Source organism: Neobacillus sp. DZ-9 (genome assembly GCF_059587065.1).
On record NZ_JCAIOL010000007.1, the window covers coordinates 59,481 to 77,071 of the forward strand.

Below are 17,591 nucleotides of genomic sequence, written 5' to 3' on the forward strand. Positions count from 1 at the left end.
TGTCCCATAGAAACCCTCTATGGGACATTTTAAGGTATTGGGCGCTTGGTTTTGTCCCATAGAAACCGTCTATGGGACATTTTAGATTTTTTCTACTGTCGTATCCTCTGATCATTTCTATTTTAGGCATAAGAACCATCTTTACGGTTAAAATGATGAAGAAAAATTCTAGATGGGGGAACGGATCATGACTGACAAAATTACTGAGACAGAGGTTCATGAGATTATTGAAAGAAGAAGCACTGGAAAGACAAGCTTTGCAGAATTTTTGGAGGAATTATCTCAAATAGGAATTGTTGAATACGATATTGATGTTGCCACAGGTCAAGCCACATACAAAGGCGAGCACGCAGAGCTAAAAACTGAACCTCAGGTTAATTTTGTGATTTCAAATCACTTTGATAGAAATCAGGCAATACAAATAATCGCAAACATTACACTTCCCTTTTTAGACTTTTTAAGAGAGATTGCTAACGCAGGAATTAAAACCTATAAAATAAATATTACTGAAAAAAAGGCTATTTACATGGGGATGAATGGGGAACAAATAGTAGAACCGCTTCAACTTTAAAATTCCAAACCCTCTACTTGTTTAAGTGCATCAGACAGAGCTTCAAAATCCGCCTGCAAGGGCACCAGACGAGCATTATTAACCCACAAATAAAAAAAAAGAACCTCCAATCCAAAAATGGATCAAAGGTTCTTTGCTTTAATTACTTAACTATAGACCAATTCTTTTTCACGCAGGCCTAGTGCCTCTTCTGTGGAAGTATGAATTTCCTGCAGAAGCTCTGGGTTTTTCATTAGTGACACGCCATAGGAAGGTATCATTTCTTTGATTTTCCCTTCCCACTCCGAAACCTGGTCCGGGAAGCACTTATTGATTACCTGAAGCATAACGTGAACAGCCGTTGAAGCACCTGGAGATGCGCCAAGTAACGCGGCGACTGAGCCATCAGCAGCTGTGATTACTTCTGTACCGAATTGAAGCGTTCCTTTGCCTGCCTCCGTATCTTTGATAACCTGCACACGCTGGCCTGCTACGACTAAATCCCAATCTTCGGCTTTCGCGCTCGGGATAAACTCACGCAACTCTTCCATGCGCTGTTCCTTCGATAACATTACTTGTTCGATCAGGTATTTAGTCAATGACATGTTTTTTGCACCGGCAGCCAACATCGTTACGAGATTATCTGGTTTTACGGAAGTCACCAAATCCATCATGGAGCCCGTTTTTAAGAACTTTGGTGAGAAACCGGCAAATGGTCCAAATAGTAACGACTTTTTATTGTCGATAAATCTTGTGTCAAGATGCGGTACAGACATTGGCGGTGCACCAACCTTTGCCTTACCGTATACTTTTGCATGATGGTGCTCGACAACTTCCGGATTGTTACATACCATAAATAGTCCGCTTACAGGGAATCCTCCAATATGCTTTGACTCAGGAATACCGGTTTTTTGCAATAAATGAAGACTTCCGCCTCCGCCGCCAATAAAGATGAACTTGGCAGTATGACGTTCGATGTTTCCAGTAGCCATATTCCACACTTTCATTTCCCATAAACCATCGCTAGTCCGTGTAATATCATCAACTTGATGATTGTATTTCAATTCTACGTTCTGCTTCTTTAAGTGGTCGAACAACATGCGCGTTAAAGCACCAAAGTTAACATCTGTTCCTGAATCGATTTTGGTTGCCGCAATCGATTCATTCAAGGTACGGCCTTCCATTATAAGCGGAATCCAATTAATCAGTTTGTCATGGTCATCGGAAAATTCCATCCCTTTAAATAGGGGATTGTTTGACAGCGCTTCAAATCGCTTCTTTAAAAAAGTTACATTTTCTTCCCCATGTACTAAACTCATGTGAGGCAATTGTCTGATAAACTCCTCTGGATTTTGGATCAGCCCACTGTTTACAAGATAAGACCAAAATTGCATGGAGACCTGAAACTGTTCATTAATATTAATCGCTTTACTAATATCTACAGAACCATCTGGTTTTTCGACGGTGTAGTTAAGCTCGCACAGTGCCGCATGCCCCGTTCCCGCATTATTCCATTCGTTAGAGCTTTCTTCTCCAGCGTTGGCGAGCTTTTCAAACACAGTAATTTCCATTTCCGGTACTAATTCTTTCAAGAGTGTCCCTAAAGTTGCACTCATGATTCCTGCACCGATTAAAATGACGTCTGTCTTCGTTTCTTTTATGCTCATCATTTTTACCAACCTTTTCTCCTGAAATTTGCAGAAAGATGCAGCGGCACACCAAACTGAGGCGCGACCAAGTAACACACCTTTTCTGTCTCAAATACTACTATTTCTATTGTATTAAGGTTATTAATTTCTATTATACGATAATTATAGTTTATTTAATAACTTGTTTAAAGTGAGAAGTACTTCCACAATGATTAAAAACCTTCCATTTGAAGACTTTTTCTCCAAAAATCCCTTCTATATTGATCGTAATTAATTCTAAAGCATCTTTCCAATATATTCTTGTATAATAGACATACGGCGTCATTTTCTTCTACAAAAGGAGATGTTTATGTGAAAAAAAAGGAAACCTCTTTAGGAATATTAGGAACAATCGGAGTTTTATTATTAGGTAAATTAAAATATATTTTAGTAGTTTTTAAATTTCTTAAGCTGCAAACGCTTTTGAGCATGTTTATTACGCTCGGAGCCTATGCCTTTATCTTTGGCTGGAAGTTTGCAGTAGCTCTAGTCTACCTACTGTTTGTCCACGAAATGGGACACTTGTTTGCGGCTAAAAGGATTAAGCTGCCTGTCAGCCCAGCTATATTTATTCCTTTTATGGGGGCAGTTATTGGAATGAAGGAAATGCCAAAAAATGCAAAAGATGAGGGATATGTCGCCTACATGGGGCCTCTATTTGGATTATTATCCTTTTTGCCCGCTATACCTTTGTATTTATACACACATGAACCATTCTGGGCCCTGCTGATAATATTGGGAGCGATAATCAATTTATTTAATTTAATCCCCATCACCCCATTAGATGGCGGAAGAATCGCCGCAGGGATTAGTACCAAGCTGTGGGGATTAGGGATTATCTTATTATTGGCATATTCCATTATGAATATTAGTTTCCTGGGATTCTTTATCGTCATCCTGGGCTCAATGGAATGGTATAAATTATATAAAAAACAAAAAAGTTTAAAGGACGATCAACTGGAAGTCCAAGAGCTTGAGCACTTACTAGTAAAATTAAAACAAGAATCCCACGATTTAAATTCCGTCCAAGAAATGGCCAGCAAGGCAAAAAGGAAAGTCACGAGCCGGGAGATAATCGAAACACTCAATAAACTGAATTCAGAAATTGAAAAAATGAAAAAGGAGCTTTATCTTCAACACTTATCAGGAACCTTTTCTATAAGTGAAGAAGATAGCAACAACAATCAGCAGGTCATTGAGGGGATTCTCCAGCAATTAGAAGGAAAATTAGCAGCATATAAAAAGGAAGTACTGACAACGAAAACCTATTATAAAACGGATAAAAAAACAAAAGCACAGTTATTTTTCATCTACATCGGACTAGTTGTTGCACTGGCCATTAGTTACTATTACGGAAATGACATCCTTATGAATCATCCGGAGATACAACGCGAGATGAATAGATAATTTTTTAAGGTACACTTTCATACTTGGAGGTGTACCTTTTTAATTTTTATAAAAAAAAACATACTGTTAGTGACATATTACTGTCTATGACAGTATACTGTTATTAACAGTAAGATATTGATTAGGGGGTTATATATTTATGAAACATACAGGGAGACATACAGGTGCCTTTCTTTTGCTTTTTTTAACAGAGGGAGATAGCTATGGAGGGAAACTTCTGCAGAAATGTGAACAACAGCTTCCCATCAATCCAATTGATAGTGCCATTCTTTATCGCACTTTAAAAACTTTAGAACAAGAAGGGGCTGTTGAGTCTTATTTGGACACATCTGAACAAGATAAGCTGATTAAGATGTACAAAATTACTCCAGTTGGAAAAAGAAAATTAGATGATTTTCAAATAGATATTGAAGAAAAAATGAAGAATTTATCCTTTTTCTTAAATAAATACAAAGAATGGAAGGAGTACGATCATGATTAGTGGTGCGATCCTTTACTCTTTGGCGATTCTTCTTCTGAGTATTTCTTTTATAAAAGATCGTAATAAGACTAGAGATGCTCTATCAAAGTCATGGAAAAGCTTTCGAAATATTATACCTGACATGCTATCCATTATGCTTTTCGTTGGACTATCACTATCCATATTAACTCCATCTTTCATTTCATCCATCATTGGAGAGAAATCTGGATTGACAGGTATTGTTTATTCAGCATTAATTGGTTCTATTGCACTAGTTCCAAGCTTTGTTGTATTTCCTCTTGGACACACATTAGTCCAAAATGGTGCAGGACTCCCTCAAGTAGCTGTATTAATGTCTACGTTAATGTCCGTAGGAATCACAAGTTTACCTATGGAACAAAAGATATTTGGGCGCAGCTTTGCCTATGCTCGCAACGCTTCTGCAATGTTAATGGCTTTACTATTTTCATATATTATTTGGGTGGTGATGGGATGAAAAAATTAAAAAGATATCGTTTCTTTTTGATTTTGTTATTTGGTCTTATGATCCTTACCTTTATAAACCAATCAGTGGGATGGAAAGCAATTCAATTAACCGGAAAAAGCATTTTAGATATGCTGTTTCTACTCCCTCCTGTCTTAATATTCGTCGGTTTGCTTGACAAATGGGTGGAGAAAGAAACACTAATTAGATATATGGGGGAAAAATCCGGCATCTATGGCATTTTGTTCTCCCTATTATTGGGCGGAATTGCAGCTGGCCCCCTCTACCTAGCTTTTCCGATTGCAGCACTTTTATTAAAAAAAGGAGCAAGCATACGCTACATTGTATTTTTCTTAGGAGTTTGGACTACCGCGAAATTACCGGTTATTGTATATGAATTTGCTTCATTTGGAGGTACATTTACCCTCATTCACATTTGTTTTGGCTTATTATTTTTCTATTTAATGGGCGTTATTTTTGAAAAATTTTATGATCATCGCCAATTGTTACAGTATGATATAACTAAAGAAGTTTAGATTAAAGATTAGAGGATATAGTATTTACTATATCCTCTTTTTTATTCCAATATTTATTTTAGGAGGGAACGACATGGAAGTTTTTGCAGAATTCTTAGCTCGTATTGATAACCCGCAACATCGGGACCGAACGGAAGAAGTTTTGAGTTGGGTAGCTAATAAATACCCACATTTAGTGCCAGAAATTAAGTGGAATCAGCCTATGTTTACTGATCACGGCACCTATATTATTGGCTTTAGCGTTGCCAAACAACATTTGGCTGTTGCCCCTGAAGAGGCAGGTATTACTCGTTTTTCTGAAGAAATTGTCCAGTCTGGCTATAGTCACACCAAGGGGCTGATACGTCTCCCGTGGGGTAGTCCGGTTGATTTCGCCTTACTTGAGAGAATGATTGAGTTTAATATTTTGGATAAGGCAGACTGTTCCACTTTTTGGCGGAAGTAATGATGAGGAGTGTCCTGGATGACAAATAGTAAATTGAATCCGAAGGTTGATGAATTTTTAGGTAAAGCAAAAAAGTGGAAGGAAGAATATGAAAAGCTGCGAGCTATCGTTCTTGACTGTGAGCTGACCGAAGAATTTAAGTGGATGCATCCTTGTTACACGTTTAAGGATAAAAACATCGTTCTAATACATGGATTCAAAGAATATTGTGCGCTTCTGTTTCACAAAGGTGCCTTGTTAAAGGATGCCCATGGGATTCTGATCCAACAAACGGAGAATGTACAGGCGGCGCGCCAGATTCGGTTCACCAATGTTCAAGAAATCGTTAATATGGAAACCATCTTGAAAGACTATATTTACGAAGCCATTGAAGTGGAAAAAGCCGGTTTGGAAGTGGATTTTAAAAAGACGACAGAATACATAATTCCAGAAGAGCTTGAAAATAAATTCGTTGAAATGCCTGCCTTGAAAACGGCATTTGAAGCCTTGACGCCGGGACGGCAAAGAGCGTATATCCTTCATTTTTCTCAGCCCAAACAATCCAAAACTCGAGAATCAAGGGTTGAAAAATATGTGCAGCAGATTCTCGATGGGAAGGGATTAAATGATTAATTCAAGTTAGTCAAATACACTTTTTCCGATTTTCCTCCACTTATTCCGTATACATCATAAACAATGCCATAGGGAATCTCTGGCACTAGGTTCAGAGAAATGAGACGGCAAAATTGGGCGTTGTATCATAATACAACGCTTTTTTTTTGGCCCTTTTTTTCGTAATGAAATTTTTGTAGATATAATTATAATCAATAATAATTTATTGAAAAACGATAAATATTGTATTAAAATCAAATTTACAATAAATAAGTGAGGTGCTTTTTATGAAACAAGTGACAACACTGTTTTTAAAGATAGCTGTTATTCTTATAGGGATCCCAATTCTTGCTTTGTGCATTTTTTTGGTGCCTGAGATCGAGAAGGTTGTAGCAAAATTGCTTCCAGGGTTTGCTAATATAAAATTTCTCGTTTCCGCAGTTTTTTATGCATCGGCGATCCCTTTTTACTTTGCTTTGTATCAGGCTTTCAAACTTTTACGCTATATTGACAAAAATGAAGCTTTCTCCGATTTATCTGTAAATGCTTTAAAGAAAATCAAACAATGCGCCATCACAATCTCTGCCCTGCATGTTTTAGTCTTGCCGATTTTCTATCTGTTTGCGGAGAAAGACGATGCCCCAGGTGTCATCTTTGTCGGTTTGGTTGTTCCTTTTGCTTCCATGGTGATCGCAGTCTTTGCCGCTGTCCTTCAAAAGCTTCTAAAAGAGGCGATTGACATAAAATCAGAAAATGACTTAACGGTCTGAGGTGAAAAACGATGGCGATAATAATCAATATTGATGTGATGCTGGCTAAGCGGAAAATGAGCGTAACGGAACTTTCGGAGAAGGTTGGAATCACAATGGCGAATCTTTCTATATTGAAAAATGGAAAGGCAAAAGCGGTTCGGTTTTCAACTCTAGAGGCAATTTGCAAAGCATTAGAGTGTCAACCTGGGGATATTTTAGAGTACAAAAGCGAAGAATGATGCATTTGTAGAATGAGGAATTGAATTTGTAGAAAGCCAAGCCAATTTTGTAGAATACACACCACAAATTGTAGGATAGCACCACAAATTTGTAGAATATACATTTATATTTTTTGAAGTAATCCCTCATTTGTAGAATAAGGGATTATTTTTGTAGAATGCCAACCTAAATTTGTAGAATACCACCACAAATTTGTTGGATATACCCTTAAAATTATTGAAGTAATCCCTCATTTGTAGAATGAGGGATTATTTTTGTAGAATACCCACCTAAATTTGTAGGAACCACCCCTAGAATTGTAGAATACCACCACAAAATTGTAGAATACCACCGCTATTTAGTTTTAATCAATTTAACCAATAGGAATTAGCCCATTCCTTCTTGAATATATGTAGGTAAAAAGTGGAAATGGAGTGATTATAATGGCTTTTGTTGCAATCTATACTGTTGGCAGGCTGACTCATCCGTATGAACATCCTGCTTCTCGCGAGTTTTTTGAAGTGGGATACGAAATAATTCGACAGGCCGCTAAATCAGGGCAGCTTTTAGAGGAGTTTTCACCTTATGGAGTGCCATTCCCTGAAGAAGCGATCAAGGGGGACGGTGCGCCAATTCTTACACTAACGGTATGGAAAAGCCTGCAATCATTATATCGCTTTACCTATTCAGGTCGACATCAGCAAGCCTTACGCGACAGGAACAAGTGGATTGAACCCAAACAGGTGAAACAACCTACCTATGTAGTGTGGTGGACGGAAAAGGTGAAGGATGTATCCTGGGAGGAAGCTTTCAAGAGATACAACTATTATATTCAGAATGGACCGACTCCTTTTGCGTTTGATTATAAGCACGCATTTGATGAAGCTGGAGAGACGTTTTTGCTTAAATAAACGCAGCTTTTACTACCTGCCCCATTCATAGATTAGAGGGTATGTGTTAAAATTCTAAATGTAATTAGAATATAGCAATGGTAAATCGGCGTGCAGATGGCGCTTGGATTAAATAAGTTATGAGGAGTGGCAAAAGTGTCACTCTCTTAATTTTAAAAAAAGATGGTGAATCTGGTATGAGAATAAATTTATCAGAAAAACAAATCGCGGAAATAACACGAATTGTTCAAAAAGAACTTTTGATAAAAGGAATCGAACCAACAGATGAATATCTATTTATCCACTGTTTTTCGAAAGTACAGAAAGAGACCGTCTATTATCATCTGTTAAAAGAAAATGACACCTTGATAATCCGCTGCTATGCACGTGTGTTTGACAACTTAGGTCTAAGCGTGATAATCAGAAACACCGCAAAAAATCTATTTGAATATCTAGTAAACCAAACCGGATTACAAAACACACTCTATATAGAAAACGGGAATGAATTTTATTTTTAAAAAGAAGGACCCTAAGCCTTTTTTTGAATGAATATGTTTAATAAACAAACTATCAATCCACTTCTGTGTTATTATTAAGAAAGCCCTATTTATATAGGGTTTTCGTTTTGGTTTTTTTATTATCCATATATGTATTTAAGGAGGAAAATTAGTGGAGATAGGTTTTCTCTCAATTCTAGCATTAGGATTTGTGCTTGGCATTAAGCATGCAATAGAACCAGACCACGTGATCGCTGTGTCTACCATTGCTAGTCAAAGTAAAAAATTACTTCGCTCGTCTTTAGCAGGAGTATTCTGGGGAATAGGTCATACTGCCACATTATTTATTATTGGTATTATTCTTATTTTTATGAAAGGTGAAATACCTGAAAAATGGGCTATGTCACTAGAGTTTTTAGTAGGTATTATGCTTGTTTATCTTGGTGCTTCAACTATCCTTTCCTTTAGGAAAATCCACTTACATCAGCATAAGCACGATGGAGAAAATCATAAACATGTCCACTCTCATAACCATGGTGGTGAACATGAGCATAACCACCAACATAAACATGTTTCCTATTTAAAATCATTAGTGATTGGCTTAGTACATGGCCTTGCTGGAAGTGGAGCGATGGTTCTATTAACGATGAGTACCGTTAAAAATGTTTGGGAAGCAGCTATTTATATCCTTATATTTGGTACAGGGACAATTCTTGGAATGCTTTTCTTTACCACAATAATAGGGATTCCATTCGTTTTCAGTGCCAAAAAAGTAACGCTGAATAAAACACTTACTCAAGTAACCGGTGTGATTAGTATAGCGTTTGGGATCTTCTATATGTACAACTTAGGGATCACTGAAGGATTATTTAAACTTTGGATATAGTAGTTTTAATGGTTAGAGAGATGGATTTTCCATCTCTCTTCTTTCATATTAACTAAAGAAACCGAGTATGCTTTCTTCTTATTCACTTAAATCAACTTCCTTCATAAAAGTTTTTCTAAATATGCCTCAAGCAATCTATTTTATTATCCTCTGTTCAACTTTTCTGCATCCGTTAGCTTAATAAAAATAGCCGCCAAAATGGCAGCTGGATAAGAACAATTGCACAAAAACGATGCGAAAAAATGTATTTTTAAAACATTAATTCAATGGGAGAAGTTTTTCCTTTCTTTGAAGGATAGATTCCAAAAGACTCTGGAAATATTTGCGTTGAACGGTAGAGCAATTCAGTTACCGTTACACATTTATACCCGTTTTTGTCTAAAAAGTCCAAAATGTTTTCTAAGGCTTTTGTTGTAGAACAGGTTTGAGTATATTCACTACCATGCCAATCATGAAAGATAATGATATTACCTGGTTTTACCCCTTTTTTTATATTACTGTAAATTTGACTTGCTGGAGGATCTGCCCAATCACGAGAATCTTGATCCCATGTCCATAATACGACCTCTTTTCCATTTTTTATAGCGGTATTAATAATTACGTCATTATAAAATCCCCCTACGGGACGATAGAGAGACGGCTTTAAACCAGTGAATTTCTTAATAATTTTATCCGTTTCATCCAATTCAGAGGATAGTTTTGCAGAGGTTATATTCCCATAAATATGATGGAATGTATGATTGGCAATTTCATGTCCTTCTTTAACTTCTCTTTTTAAAAGATCTGGAAATCTGACTACTTTATTGCCAGCTACAAAAAATGTAGCTTTAGCATCATGTTTTGCTAATATATTCAGTATTTGAGGAGTGAAAATAGGATGCGGTCCATCATCGAAAGTAAGGGCAACTAACTTTTCTTTTGTGTTTACTTCCCAAATAACACGCCCAGTTTTTTCATATTTTTCTCGACTGTTATCGGATGCATCCGAATTTACTTGAAAGGAGAAAAAGGAAATTAATAAAAGCACGCTAATGAACAAAATTTTTTTCATTGGATAAGCTCCTCCTCCTTCATGATGAACTTATTTTTTCTAATCTTTATTAAAAATATTTATCGAAATCAGATTATGGAATAAATGTTGAAATATAAAAAGTGATACCAGTATATGGCATCACTAACGACTTAATAATAAATGCATATTATTTAAAGTTATATCCCTCAAATACTTTTAAACCTTCTTCATTTAATATTCTTTCAATCACTATTGGTTTTTGAGGACTTTTTTCAAAAACTTCCTTGGAGGATATCATAATGTTACTCCCAGCTATTTCTGCTAATTGATCATGTGATACACTATATACCAATTTCCCTAAATTTGACCAAACCATTGCTCCAGAGCACATTACACAAGGTTCGCAGCTAGTATATAAGGCATATTCGCTTAAATCAAAAATATTTTGTTCAGAACAAAACTTTCTGATAAGCCCAATTTCTGCATGATGAGTAGGATCACAGAAGGTATTTATTTTATTTTCTCCAATCATCACAATTTCTTCATCTTTAACTAAAATAGCTCCAAAAGGTTCATTTCCCTCTTTTCTAGCTTGTAAAGCCATTTCTATAGCTTTTCTCATAAAATATTCATCATTTTTTAACATCTTATAAACCTCCATTTCAATAAGTTTTGACCATCGTGAATGATTATCCCATATTCATCAAACTTTTGTTAAGCTAACCTGCCCGGTAGATGAATAAAGAAAGTGGCTTCGATGGCTACAAAAGAATCCATTTAATTGTCTACTTTTGGATGAATTGAACAAAGAATTTTTACGGATTAATATTCTTGAAGGATTACTTGAAAAGTTACCGAATAAATACCTATTGTATAAGTGTAGAGGGAGGAAATAAATTTGACTGACTTAAACAACATGGCTCATTCAAAATTAATGGAACTGTATTCAAAATTAGAAGAAAAATATTATGAATATAAGGCTAAAAAACTTTCACTAGATATGTCTAGGGGAAAACCTAGTCCAGAACAACTCGACCTTTCCTTAGGGCTGCTTGACGTATTGAACTCTACAAGCTCAATAGAAAGCGCTGAAAAGATAGACATTCGTAATTATGGTTCGGTCGATGGTTTGAAAGAAGCAAAAGAATTATTTGCTGAAATGCTTCAGGTAAATCCCAAGGAAGTAATTATTGGGGGCAATTCCAGTCTTAGTATGATGCATGATACAGTTTCCAGGGCATTACTTCATGGCGTAATAGACAGCAAGGTCCCCTGGGGGAAACTACCGAAAGTGAAGTTTCTTTGTCCTAGTCCTGGATATGATAGACATTTTGCGATTTGTGAACTATTCAATATTGAAATGATCACCATTGATATGTTAGAAGATGGTCCGGATATGAATAAAATCGAAGAACTAGTAAGTAAAGATGACTTAATAAAAGGAATATGGTGTGTTCCGAAATATAGTAATCCTGAGGGCACCTCATACAGTGATGAAGTTGTAAAACGCCTGGCTAGTATGTATACCAAAGCGAATGATTTCAAGATTTTTTGGGATGATGCTTATACCGTCCATCATCTTACTGAAGAACACGCCATGGTAAAAAATATCCTTGAAGCTTGTAAAGATGCAGGTCACCCAAATCGAGTTTTTATTTTTTCCTCAACATCAAAGATTACCTTCCCGGGGTCTGGTATTGCTGTAATGGCTGCTAATGAAGAAAACATCTATTTTATCCGAAAGCAGCTATCGTACCAAACAATTGGCCCTGACAAGATTAATCAATTGCGTCATGTTCGTTTTTTTCAGAACGTAGAAAATATTAATCTACATATGAAAAAGCATAGTGAGATCATTAAACCTAAATTTGATATGGTATTGAGAGTACTTCATTCTCAATTGGGAAAATATAATATTGCTTCATGGAGTAAACCTAACGGTGGTTATTTTATTAGTTTGAATACTCTTGATGGCTGCGCGAAGGAAGTAGTTAAGCTTGCTGCTGAAGCAGGAGTTACTTTGACTAATGCAGGTGCAACATTTCCATATGGCAAAGACCCAAGAGATCGGAACATTCGCATTGCCCCAACATACCCTACAGTAACTGAACTTGAAACCGCTATTGAGGTATTATGTGTATGTGTAAAATTAGCGAGTGTTAAAAAACTACTAAATAAATAATATTCTCAAGACCTAGTTTATTTTTATCGAAACTAGGTCTTTTTACCCATTCGGTAAACCCGGTTAGCGGAATAAGAAAAGGCTTTAATAAGCTGCTAAATCTTATAATTTGATTTTTTCAAGTCAATTATCAATTGAAAACCATATAGAACTACTCCTCTAAAAGTAAGTAACAGTAAATACGGTAATTTATTCATTTTAACTAGGGAACCAGCAATTTTGTAACGTTTTAAAACTTTTAGTCCAATGAAGGTAAATGTAATGTGATTAATTGCATTAACAATTAAATATAATGGAAATTTACCATAAGTTATTTTTAACATCCAAAGACTGGTAACAAGATAAGGACCAAAGTTAAAAAAATTCATACTATCCAAAGCCCCGATACCTTTATAAAACTTCCACCATTTCTTTTTTTCACCGTACATATCTAAAGCTTTTGTAAAAGTGCAACTAAAAAGTGCTGAAGGAAGATATTTTTTAAAGGAATTTAAACCCATAAACGGAACTGTTATCCAAGGGAGAATTAGCATAATTAGAAGTAATTTTGATTTTTTCACTATATCACCTCAAGAGTATATCATTATGTAGTATTTAAAATTTTAATCGGATTGTTTCATATTTTGAATTTAAATGTGCGTTTTCGAAATATGGATGCATTTTGCTTATTCAAGTAAATGCCCCGTTCGTGCAACAAGAAAAAAGAATCGCTGCAGCGATCCCCTTCTTTAACTCTTGCACCCGTTTGTTTAAGTACAATATTTCACAAATTGGGAAAATCTTTTTTAAAAGCTTGTTCTGGTTTTGTTTTCTGCCTTACATACCAATTTGTAATAACCTACTAAAATAAGCAAAAGTATAGGGTCAAAAATAGCTGCATGCCATAATTTCCACCATCCATAATGAAAATATCCCCAAGGTTCAGGAAGTAAGGTAATTGCCTCATATATTACGCATGCTATTGTGAAAAGGAAAATGTAAGAAATTTGTTTTGTAACTTTGGTTCTAAAAGGAAACCAATTTAAAAACATTATGTTTACAGATGGGACTAAAATCAAATGCGGAAGAATACTTGCCCATTCTAAAACATTTTTTTTGAAAAACCAGTATCCGTCGTATTTATAAACCACGAAAACGTCAAATACACTTTGAAACGCAACGGAAAATGTCCAAATATGAAGAATTTGATTAAATGTCAGTCTTTTATTGGTTTTAAATGAAATGAAATTAAATATAATTATTGCGGTAATTAGACCTATCATTTAATCCCCCCTTCCATATAATTACCATTTCACAGAAAAGGATTCAGTTTTATTATTCGGTAATCAAAAAATTCAATGTTCCACTAAACTGCTCCTTTAGTGTAAAAAAAAGCTGCTATAATAGCAGTTGGATTTTTACCTCTTGCCACAGTTATTTTAAGGACAATTCCTCACAAACTTTCCCTTCGCTAAAAACAGTGACTATTCCAATTTAATACCAAACTCGATTAAAAATAGAATTTGTCCAAGCACACATCAATATATATTCAACAAAGAACATAAGTTGAATTAAAAGACTGGAAACTTATTTATATGAATTGGAGGAAAAAAATGTTTATACCAAAACCCGTTAATACAGCTATCGTCATAACGGACCCACAAAATGACTTTCTGTCCCCCGGAGGTAAAGGATACCATTTAACCAAAAAAATTATTGAGCAATACAACACACTAGGTAACCTTGAAATTCTAATAAGGACAGCCATGAGTAAAGGATATCAACTTTTTATCTCCCCTCATTATATATATCCCCATGATTATAGTTGGCAATTTACGGGGGCCGAACAAGAAATGCTATTAAAGCTTCGAATGTATCAAAAGCAAAATGACTACACTTCTGTCGGAGCCGACTGGGTTCCTTCACTTAAGCCCTACATTTTATCTAGCCAAACTGTGATTGCGACCGCCCATAAGATTGCCAGTCCGCAGACAAATGATCTTGTGTACCAATTACGTCAGCATCGAAAAGAAAAGGTGATTTTGGCAGGTGTTCTATCAAACATTTGTGTAGAATCCCATATGAGAGACTTAATCGAGAATGGATTCCAAACAGCTGTTGTTTATGATGCCACTGCCACCATAAGCGAGAAGGATTTTCAAGCAGCTATTACCAATTATCATGCATTCAGCAGTGGTACATGGTCAACTCAACAGGCACTCTCTCTTTTATAAGTAAAACACGGTCCCCCGAGTTCACTTTAAAAGGGTTGCTTGCGAAAGCAACTCTTTTTTTAGTTTGTTCATCTTATTAATTTAGTTTTCTAAAATAATAAAAACAGTGATATTATGAGCATATCACTGCTTTTAGCTTTCTTTACTTACTGGAATTATCGTGCTTCACGATAATCGTTTGAGACGTAACGGTAGAATTTCCCGCATTGTCTGTTGCTTTATAAGTGACGGTATAAATACGGTCTCCGCTGCCGCTTCTCTCTCCACGAATCAAGAAATTAGTATCGAATGTTCCAAAATCCGCTTCTTGGATATCTTGTGTGGAATTTCCATCACCGGTTCTATTATCGGACTGATTGCTAGCAACAGATATCAGCTGCACAGTAGCAACGCCCGATAAAGAATCATTAGCATTGACGGTTGCTGTTATTGGAACCATCTGATGATCTCGATCCATGATGACTGATGGATTAAATGAAAAGTCTAAGGTTGGTGTAGTTTTGTCAATCATCACTTTAACCGATTTTGTAACTTCCGTATTCCCGGCTTTATCCACGCTCCGATAGTAAACCGTATTCACACCTTCGGTGGTGACTTGAATTCCATTTGTATAAGGGACCCACTCACCATTGTTAATCTTATATTCGGTTTTCGCAACACCTGAATTTTCATCAGTAGCTGATAATTTTACCGTAGCGTCTTGATTGGTCCAATTAGTTGGTACACCGCTTGCTGTAGTTACTGGAGCCTCACTATCTATACCCTCTGGCCAATTAACAAGAAGTGTTTCGGGCTCTCCGTTGGCTCCAAGTTTTTCCACCTTAATCCAGTTGATGGAGAAGGCGTTACCACCTCCGCCGCCACGGATGGCGATGTTACCAATCAGACCATCAGCAGGTTGTGAACCATCTAATTTAAATTCAGTCGTTAATGTGTAGCTTCCCATATTCACCATGCCACTGTTAAAATACGCAGGTATATACTTAGCCACTTGGTTAGCAGAATACGGGTGACTGCTTACGTTCGCTCCATCAGCACTTGTATAACTACCATTTAAATTATCTTTTATCCAACGTACACGAATAGAGGTAGTACCTTTTGCGGTATAGTTGAAACTTAAACGGTAGGTTGCGTCTTTCTCGGGAGTGAAAGCTACTTTGCCGCCCACATCTGTTGTGGACCACGGCCACTGGGTTTCGTCGTTACCTAGTATGATATTTGCTCCTGACCAACTGTCTCCTTTTCCAGTATCATACACATAGACACCGTCGATTTGCTTTTGCTCTTCTTTTTCCGATTCAATGTAATCGTGGGTTGCAAGAAACTCGGCAGGGTACAGGATACCCAGCAATGCTTGTTTGGCTCGTCCATCATAGTCATACGGCATGGCAAATTCGCCGCCCTTCCAACCAGTTCGTACATCTCTTACGCCTGCCAGTTTCACTGAATCGATGACCTTTGGATTGCCCGTAGTATTGGCTGGTCCTGCCGCATAATTCCGATAGATTTGAAATAATTCTGCATACTTCATACCCTGATTATTTTCATTCTCAGGTGTAAGTTCACCTGGTGGTAAAGCAATGTCCATCTCGGTAATGTTAACCTTGACCCCTGGGAGTGTCGCAAACAGTTTGATGTTTTCCTCAACGTTTTTCACATTGGTAGAGAGGTTGTAGTGTGCCTGCATACCAATCACTTCAATCAGGGGTTTACCATTTGGCCGGACACCTGCATACTTTTCATTAATAGCTTTTACCATCTCATAAACAACACGAGCTTTAGCCGGGGAATCAAGACCAAAATCGTTGTAGATCAGTTTGACATCCCATCCATTTCTGTCAACAACTTCGGCTGCTTTCAAGAAGGCACGCTCTACCCATTCCGAGCCTAGCGCCATATACCAGCCTTCTCCTTTGGCTAAGGACGCTTTCCAATCGCCAGGGATGGCGTTTCCGATTGCTTCGTTTACAACATCTATAGCTTGAATACGGCTGCCGTAGTGGCCGAGTACATTTTCAATATGGGTATTGAGGTTTTCTAGAGCCGTTTCTCTATCGAATGTACCGGGCTGACCGTATCTAGCTGGTGGTGCATCCCACATCCACGTAGGTGTCTGTGAATGCCACGCAAGAGTATGTCCGTAGAAAAGCATATCTGGGTTTCTATCAAAATAGGTTTTAAACGCATTATCCGCACTATCATATGTAAAAATGCCTTTTTCTCTCTGTGTATTCTCAGGTTTCATCTCATTACCCGGTGTATAGGAAGCGTAATTGTAAAGCAATTCATCCATTGCACCACTTCCAAAGATTCCAAAGGTGAAGTAATCTTTATAGACATCCTTTAGTGCCGGGTAATGTTCGTAGGTTTGTCCTGCGGGAGGTAATTCTGTGGTGGTAGCCGCATCGGCATTTAACGAGCCGCTATTTAAGACTGGTGCCACCAGCATTACTGACAGTGATAGAGACAAAGCCCCCATAGCGGCTTTTTTAATCAGCCGTTTAAGAGATCGTTTATTTTCCATGAATATGTCCTCCAAGAAGAATATTTCCCCGATTTTATTTTGAGTGGGGTACTCTATGTTCATTTCCATTGGTGTCATTCATTGCAAAATAATTATTTTTCGTCTCACCACCTCCTTTACGTGAGAATACTGCTACAGACAGTACCAAAAGCTCATTTTTCTAATTTCATTGTCCTATGACCTTAAAAGATTTCCTTAATAATATGAACCTATAATTACCTCTTGAGAATTTAGCCCCATTCTATTAAGTTTATA

The 17,591-nt window shown here is 36.8% G+C and carries 20 protein-coding genes; 14 read left to right on the forward strand and 6 right to left on the reverse strand.

All coding sequences use genetic code 11. The features are described 5' to 3' along the window. Window positions 1–187 precede the first annotated feature (187 nt). Window positions 188–571 (forward strand): DUF1398 family protein, encoded by a 384-nt coding sequence (locus AC59HZ_RS19695; RefSeq protein ID WP_496547504.1) that lies wholly within the window; start codon window positions 188–190, stop codon window positions 569–571. 146 nt (window positions 572–717) lie between these two features. Here AC59HZ_RS19695 and AC59HZ_RS19700 read toward each other — a convergent pair whose 3' ends face one another. After that, complete coding sequence (locus AC59HZ_RS19700; RefSeq protein ID WP_496547733.1) at window positions 718–2,217, reverse strand: malate:quinone oxidoreductase; 1,500 nt, start codon at window positions 2,215–2,217, stop codon at window positions 718–720. Window positions 2,218–2,550: 333 nt separating this feature from the next. On the opposite strand from AC59HZ_RS19700, the gene AC59HZ_RS19705 reads away from it, so the two are divergent. The 11 genes from AC59HZ_RS19705 (at window position 2,551) to AC59HZ_RS19755 (ending at window position 9,405) form a co-directional block, all read left to right on the forward strand. Then, window positions 2,551–3,645 (forward strand): site-2 protease family protein, encoded by a 1,095-nt coding sequence (locus AC59HZ_RS19705; protein ID WP_496547505.1) that lies wholly within the window; start codon window positions 2,551–2,553, stop codon window positions 3,643–3,645. A 139-nt stretch (window positions 3,646–3,784) separates the two neighbouring features. Beyond that, the gene (locus AC59HZ_RS19710; RefSeq protein ID WP_496547506.1) at window positions 3,785–4,126 is read left to right on the forward strand and encodes a PadR family transcriptional regulator; all 342 of its coding nucleotides are present in this window, start codon (window positions 3,785–3,787) and stop codon (window positions 4,124–4,126) included. Continuing rightward, on the forward strand, window positions 4,119–4,601 hold the full coding sequence (locus tag AC59HZ_RS19715) for a hypothetical protein (RefSeq protein ID WP_496547507.1): 483 nt from the start codon (window positions 4,119–4,121) through the stop codon (window positions 4,599–4,601). The genes AC59HZ_RS19710 and AC59HZ_RS19715 overlap by 8 nt, the downstream gene beginning before the upstream one ends. After that, window positions 4,598–5,125 (forward strand): permease, encoded by a 528-nt coding sequence (locus tag AC59HZ_RS19720; RefSeq protein ID WP_496547508.1) that lies wholly within the window; start codon window positions 4,598–4,600, stop codon window positions 5,123–5,125. Before AC59HZ_RS19715 ends, AC59HZ_RS19720 begins: the two co-directional genes overlap by 4 nt. Before the next feature lie 73 nt (window positions 5,126–5,198). Beyond that, on the forward strand, window positions 5,199–5,570 hold the full coding sequence (locus AC59HZ_RS19725) for an iron chaperone (RefSeq protein ID WP_496547509.1): 372 nt from the start codon (window positions 5,199–5,201) through the stop codon (window positions 5,568–5,570). Between the two features lie 18 nt (window positions 5,571–5,588). Beyond that, complete coding sequence (locus tag AC59HZ_RS19730; protein ID WP_496547510.1) at window positions 5,589–6,182, forward strand: YdeI/OmpD-associated family protein; 594 nt, start codon at window positions 5,589–5,591, stop codon at window positions 6,180–6,182. Window positions 6,183–6,448: 266 nt separating this feature from the next. After that, window positions 6,449–6,931, forward strand: coding sequence for a DUF2975 domain-containing protein (locus AC59HZ_RS19735; RefSeq protein ID WP_496547511.1), 483 nt, complete (start codon window positions 6,449–6,451; stop codon window positions 6,929–6,931). An 11-nt stretch (window positions 6,932–6,942) separates the two neighbouring features. Next, complete coding sequence (locus tag AC59HZ_RS19740; protein WP_496547512.1) at window positions 6,943–7,152, forward strand: helix-turn-helix domain-containing protein; 210 nt, start codon at window positions 6,943–6,945, stop codon at window positions 7,150–7,152. Between the two features lie 423 nt (window positions 7,153–7,575). Beyond that, a complete protein-coding gene (locus AC59HZ_RS19745) occupies window positions 7,576–8,043 on the forward strand; it encodes a DUF3291 domain-containing protein (RefSeq protein ID WP_496547513.1) in 468 nt (155 codons plus the stop codon). Window positions 8,044–8,219: 176 nt separating this feature from the next. After that, the gene (locus AC59HZ_RS19750) at window positions 8,220–8,540 is read left to right on the forward strand and encodes a hypothetical protein (protein ID WP_496547514.1); all 321 of its coding nucleotides are present in this window, start codon (window positions 8,220–8,222) and stop codon (window positions 8,538–8,540) included. 151 nt (window positions 8,541–8,691) lie between these two features. Beyond that, complete coding sequence (locus AC59HZ_RS19755) at window positions 8,692–9,405, forward strand: urease accessory protein UreH domain-containing protein (RefSeq protein WP_496547515.1); 714 nt, start codon at window positions 8,692–8,694, stop codon at window positions 9,403–9,405. Window positions 9,406–9,655: 250 nt separating this feature from the next. Here AC59HZ_RS19755 and AC59HZ_RS19760 read toward each other — a convergent pair whose 3' ends face one another. Further along, a complete protein-coding gene (locus AC59HZ_RS19760) occupies window positions 9,656–10,456 on the reverse strand; it encodes a polysaccharide deacetylase family protein (protein ID WP_496547516.1) in 801 nt (266 codons plus the stop codon). Between the two features lie 148 nt (window positions 10,457–10,604). Continuing rightward, window positions 10,605–11,063, reverse strand: a complete 459-nt coding sequence (locus AC59HZ_RS19765; RefSeq protein WP_496547517.1) for a nucleoside deaminase — start codon at window positions 11,061–11,063, stop codon at window positions 10,605–10,607. A gap of 252 nt (window positions 11,064–11,315) precedes the next feature. On the opposite strand from AC59HZ_RS19765, the gene AC59HZ_RS19770 reads away from it, so the two are divergent. After that, window positions 11,316–12,599, forward strand: coding sequence for an aspartate aminotransferase type Ic (locus AC59HZ_RS19770; protein ID WP_496547518.1), 1,284 nt, complete (start codon window positions 11,316–11,318; stop codon window positions 12,597–12,599). 95 nt (window positions 12,600–12,694) lie between these two features. Here AC59HZ_RS19770 and AC59HZ_RS19775 read toward each other — a convergent pair whose 3' ends face one another. Both AC59HZ_RS19775 and AC59HZ_RS19780 read right to left on the reverse strand, forming a co-directional pair. Then, entirely contained in the window at window positions 12,695–13,159 is a 465-nt protein-coding gene (locus AC59HZ_RS19775; protein ID WP_496547519.1) for a hypothetical protein, read from the reverse strand. Window positions 13,160–13,384: 225 nt separating this feature from the next. Beyond that, window positions 13,385–13,861, reverse strand: coding sequence for a hypothetical protein (locus AC59HZ_RS19780; RefSeq protein WP_496547520.1), 477 nt, complete (start codon window positions 13,859–13,861; stop codon window positions 13,385–13,387). A gap of 330 nt (window positions 13,862–14,191) precedes the next feature. Between AC59HZ_RS19780 and AC59HZ_RS19785 the strand changes: the two genes are divergently transcribed. Beyond that, window positions 14,192–14,812: a cysteine hydrolase family protein gene (locus AC59HZ_RS19785; protein ID WP_496547521.1), complete on the forward strand. Its 621-nt coding sequence runs from the start codon at window positions 14,192–14,194 to the stop codon at window positions 14,810–14,812. A gap of 142 nt (window positions 14,813–14,954) precedes the next feature. On the opposite strand, the gene AC59HZ_RS19790 is transcribed toward AC59HZ_RS19785, so the two are convergent. Continuing rightward, the gene (locus AC59HZ_RS19790) at window positions 14,955–17,336 is read right to left on the reverse strand and encodes an endo-1,4-beta-xylanase (protein WP_496547522.1); all 2,382 of its coding nucleotides are present in this window, start codon (window positions 17,334–17,336) and stop codon (window positions 14,955–14,957) included. Window positions 17,337–17,591 lie beyond the last annotated feature (255 nt).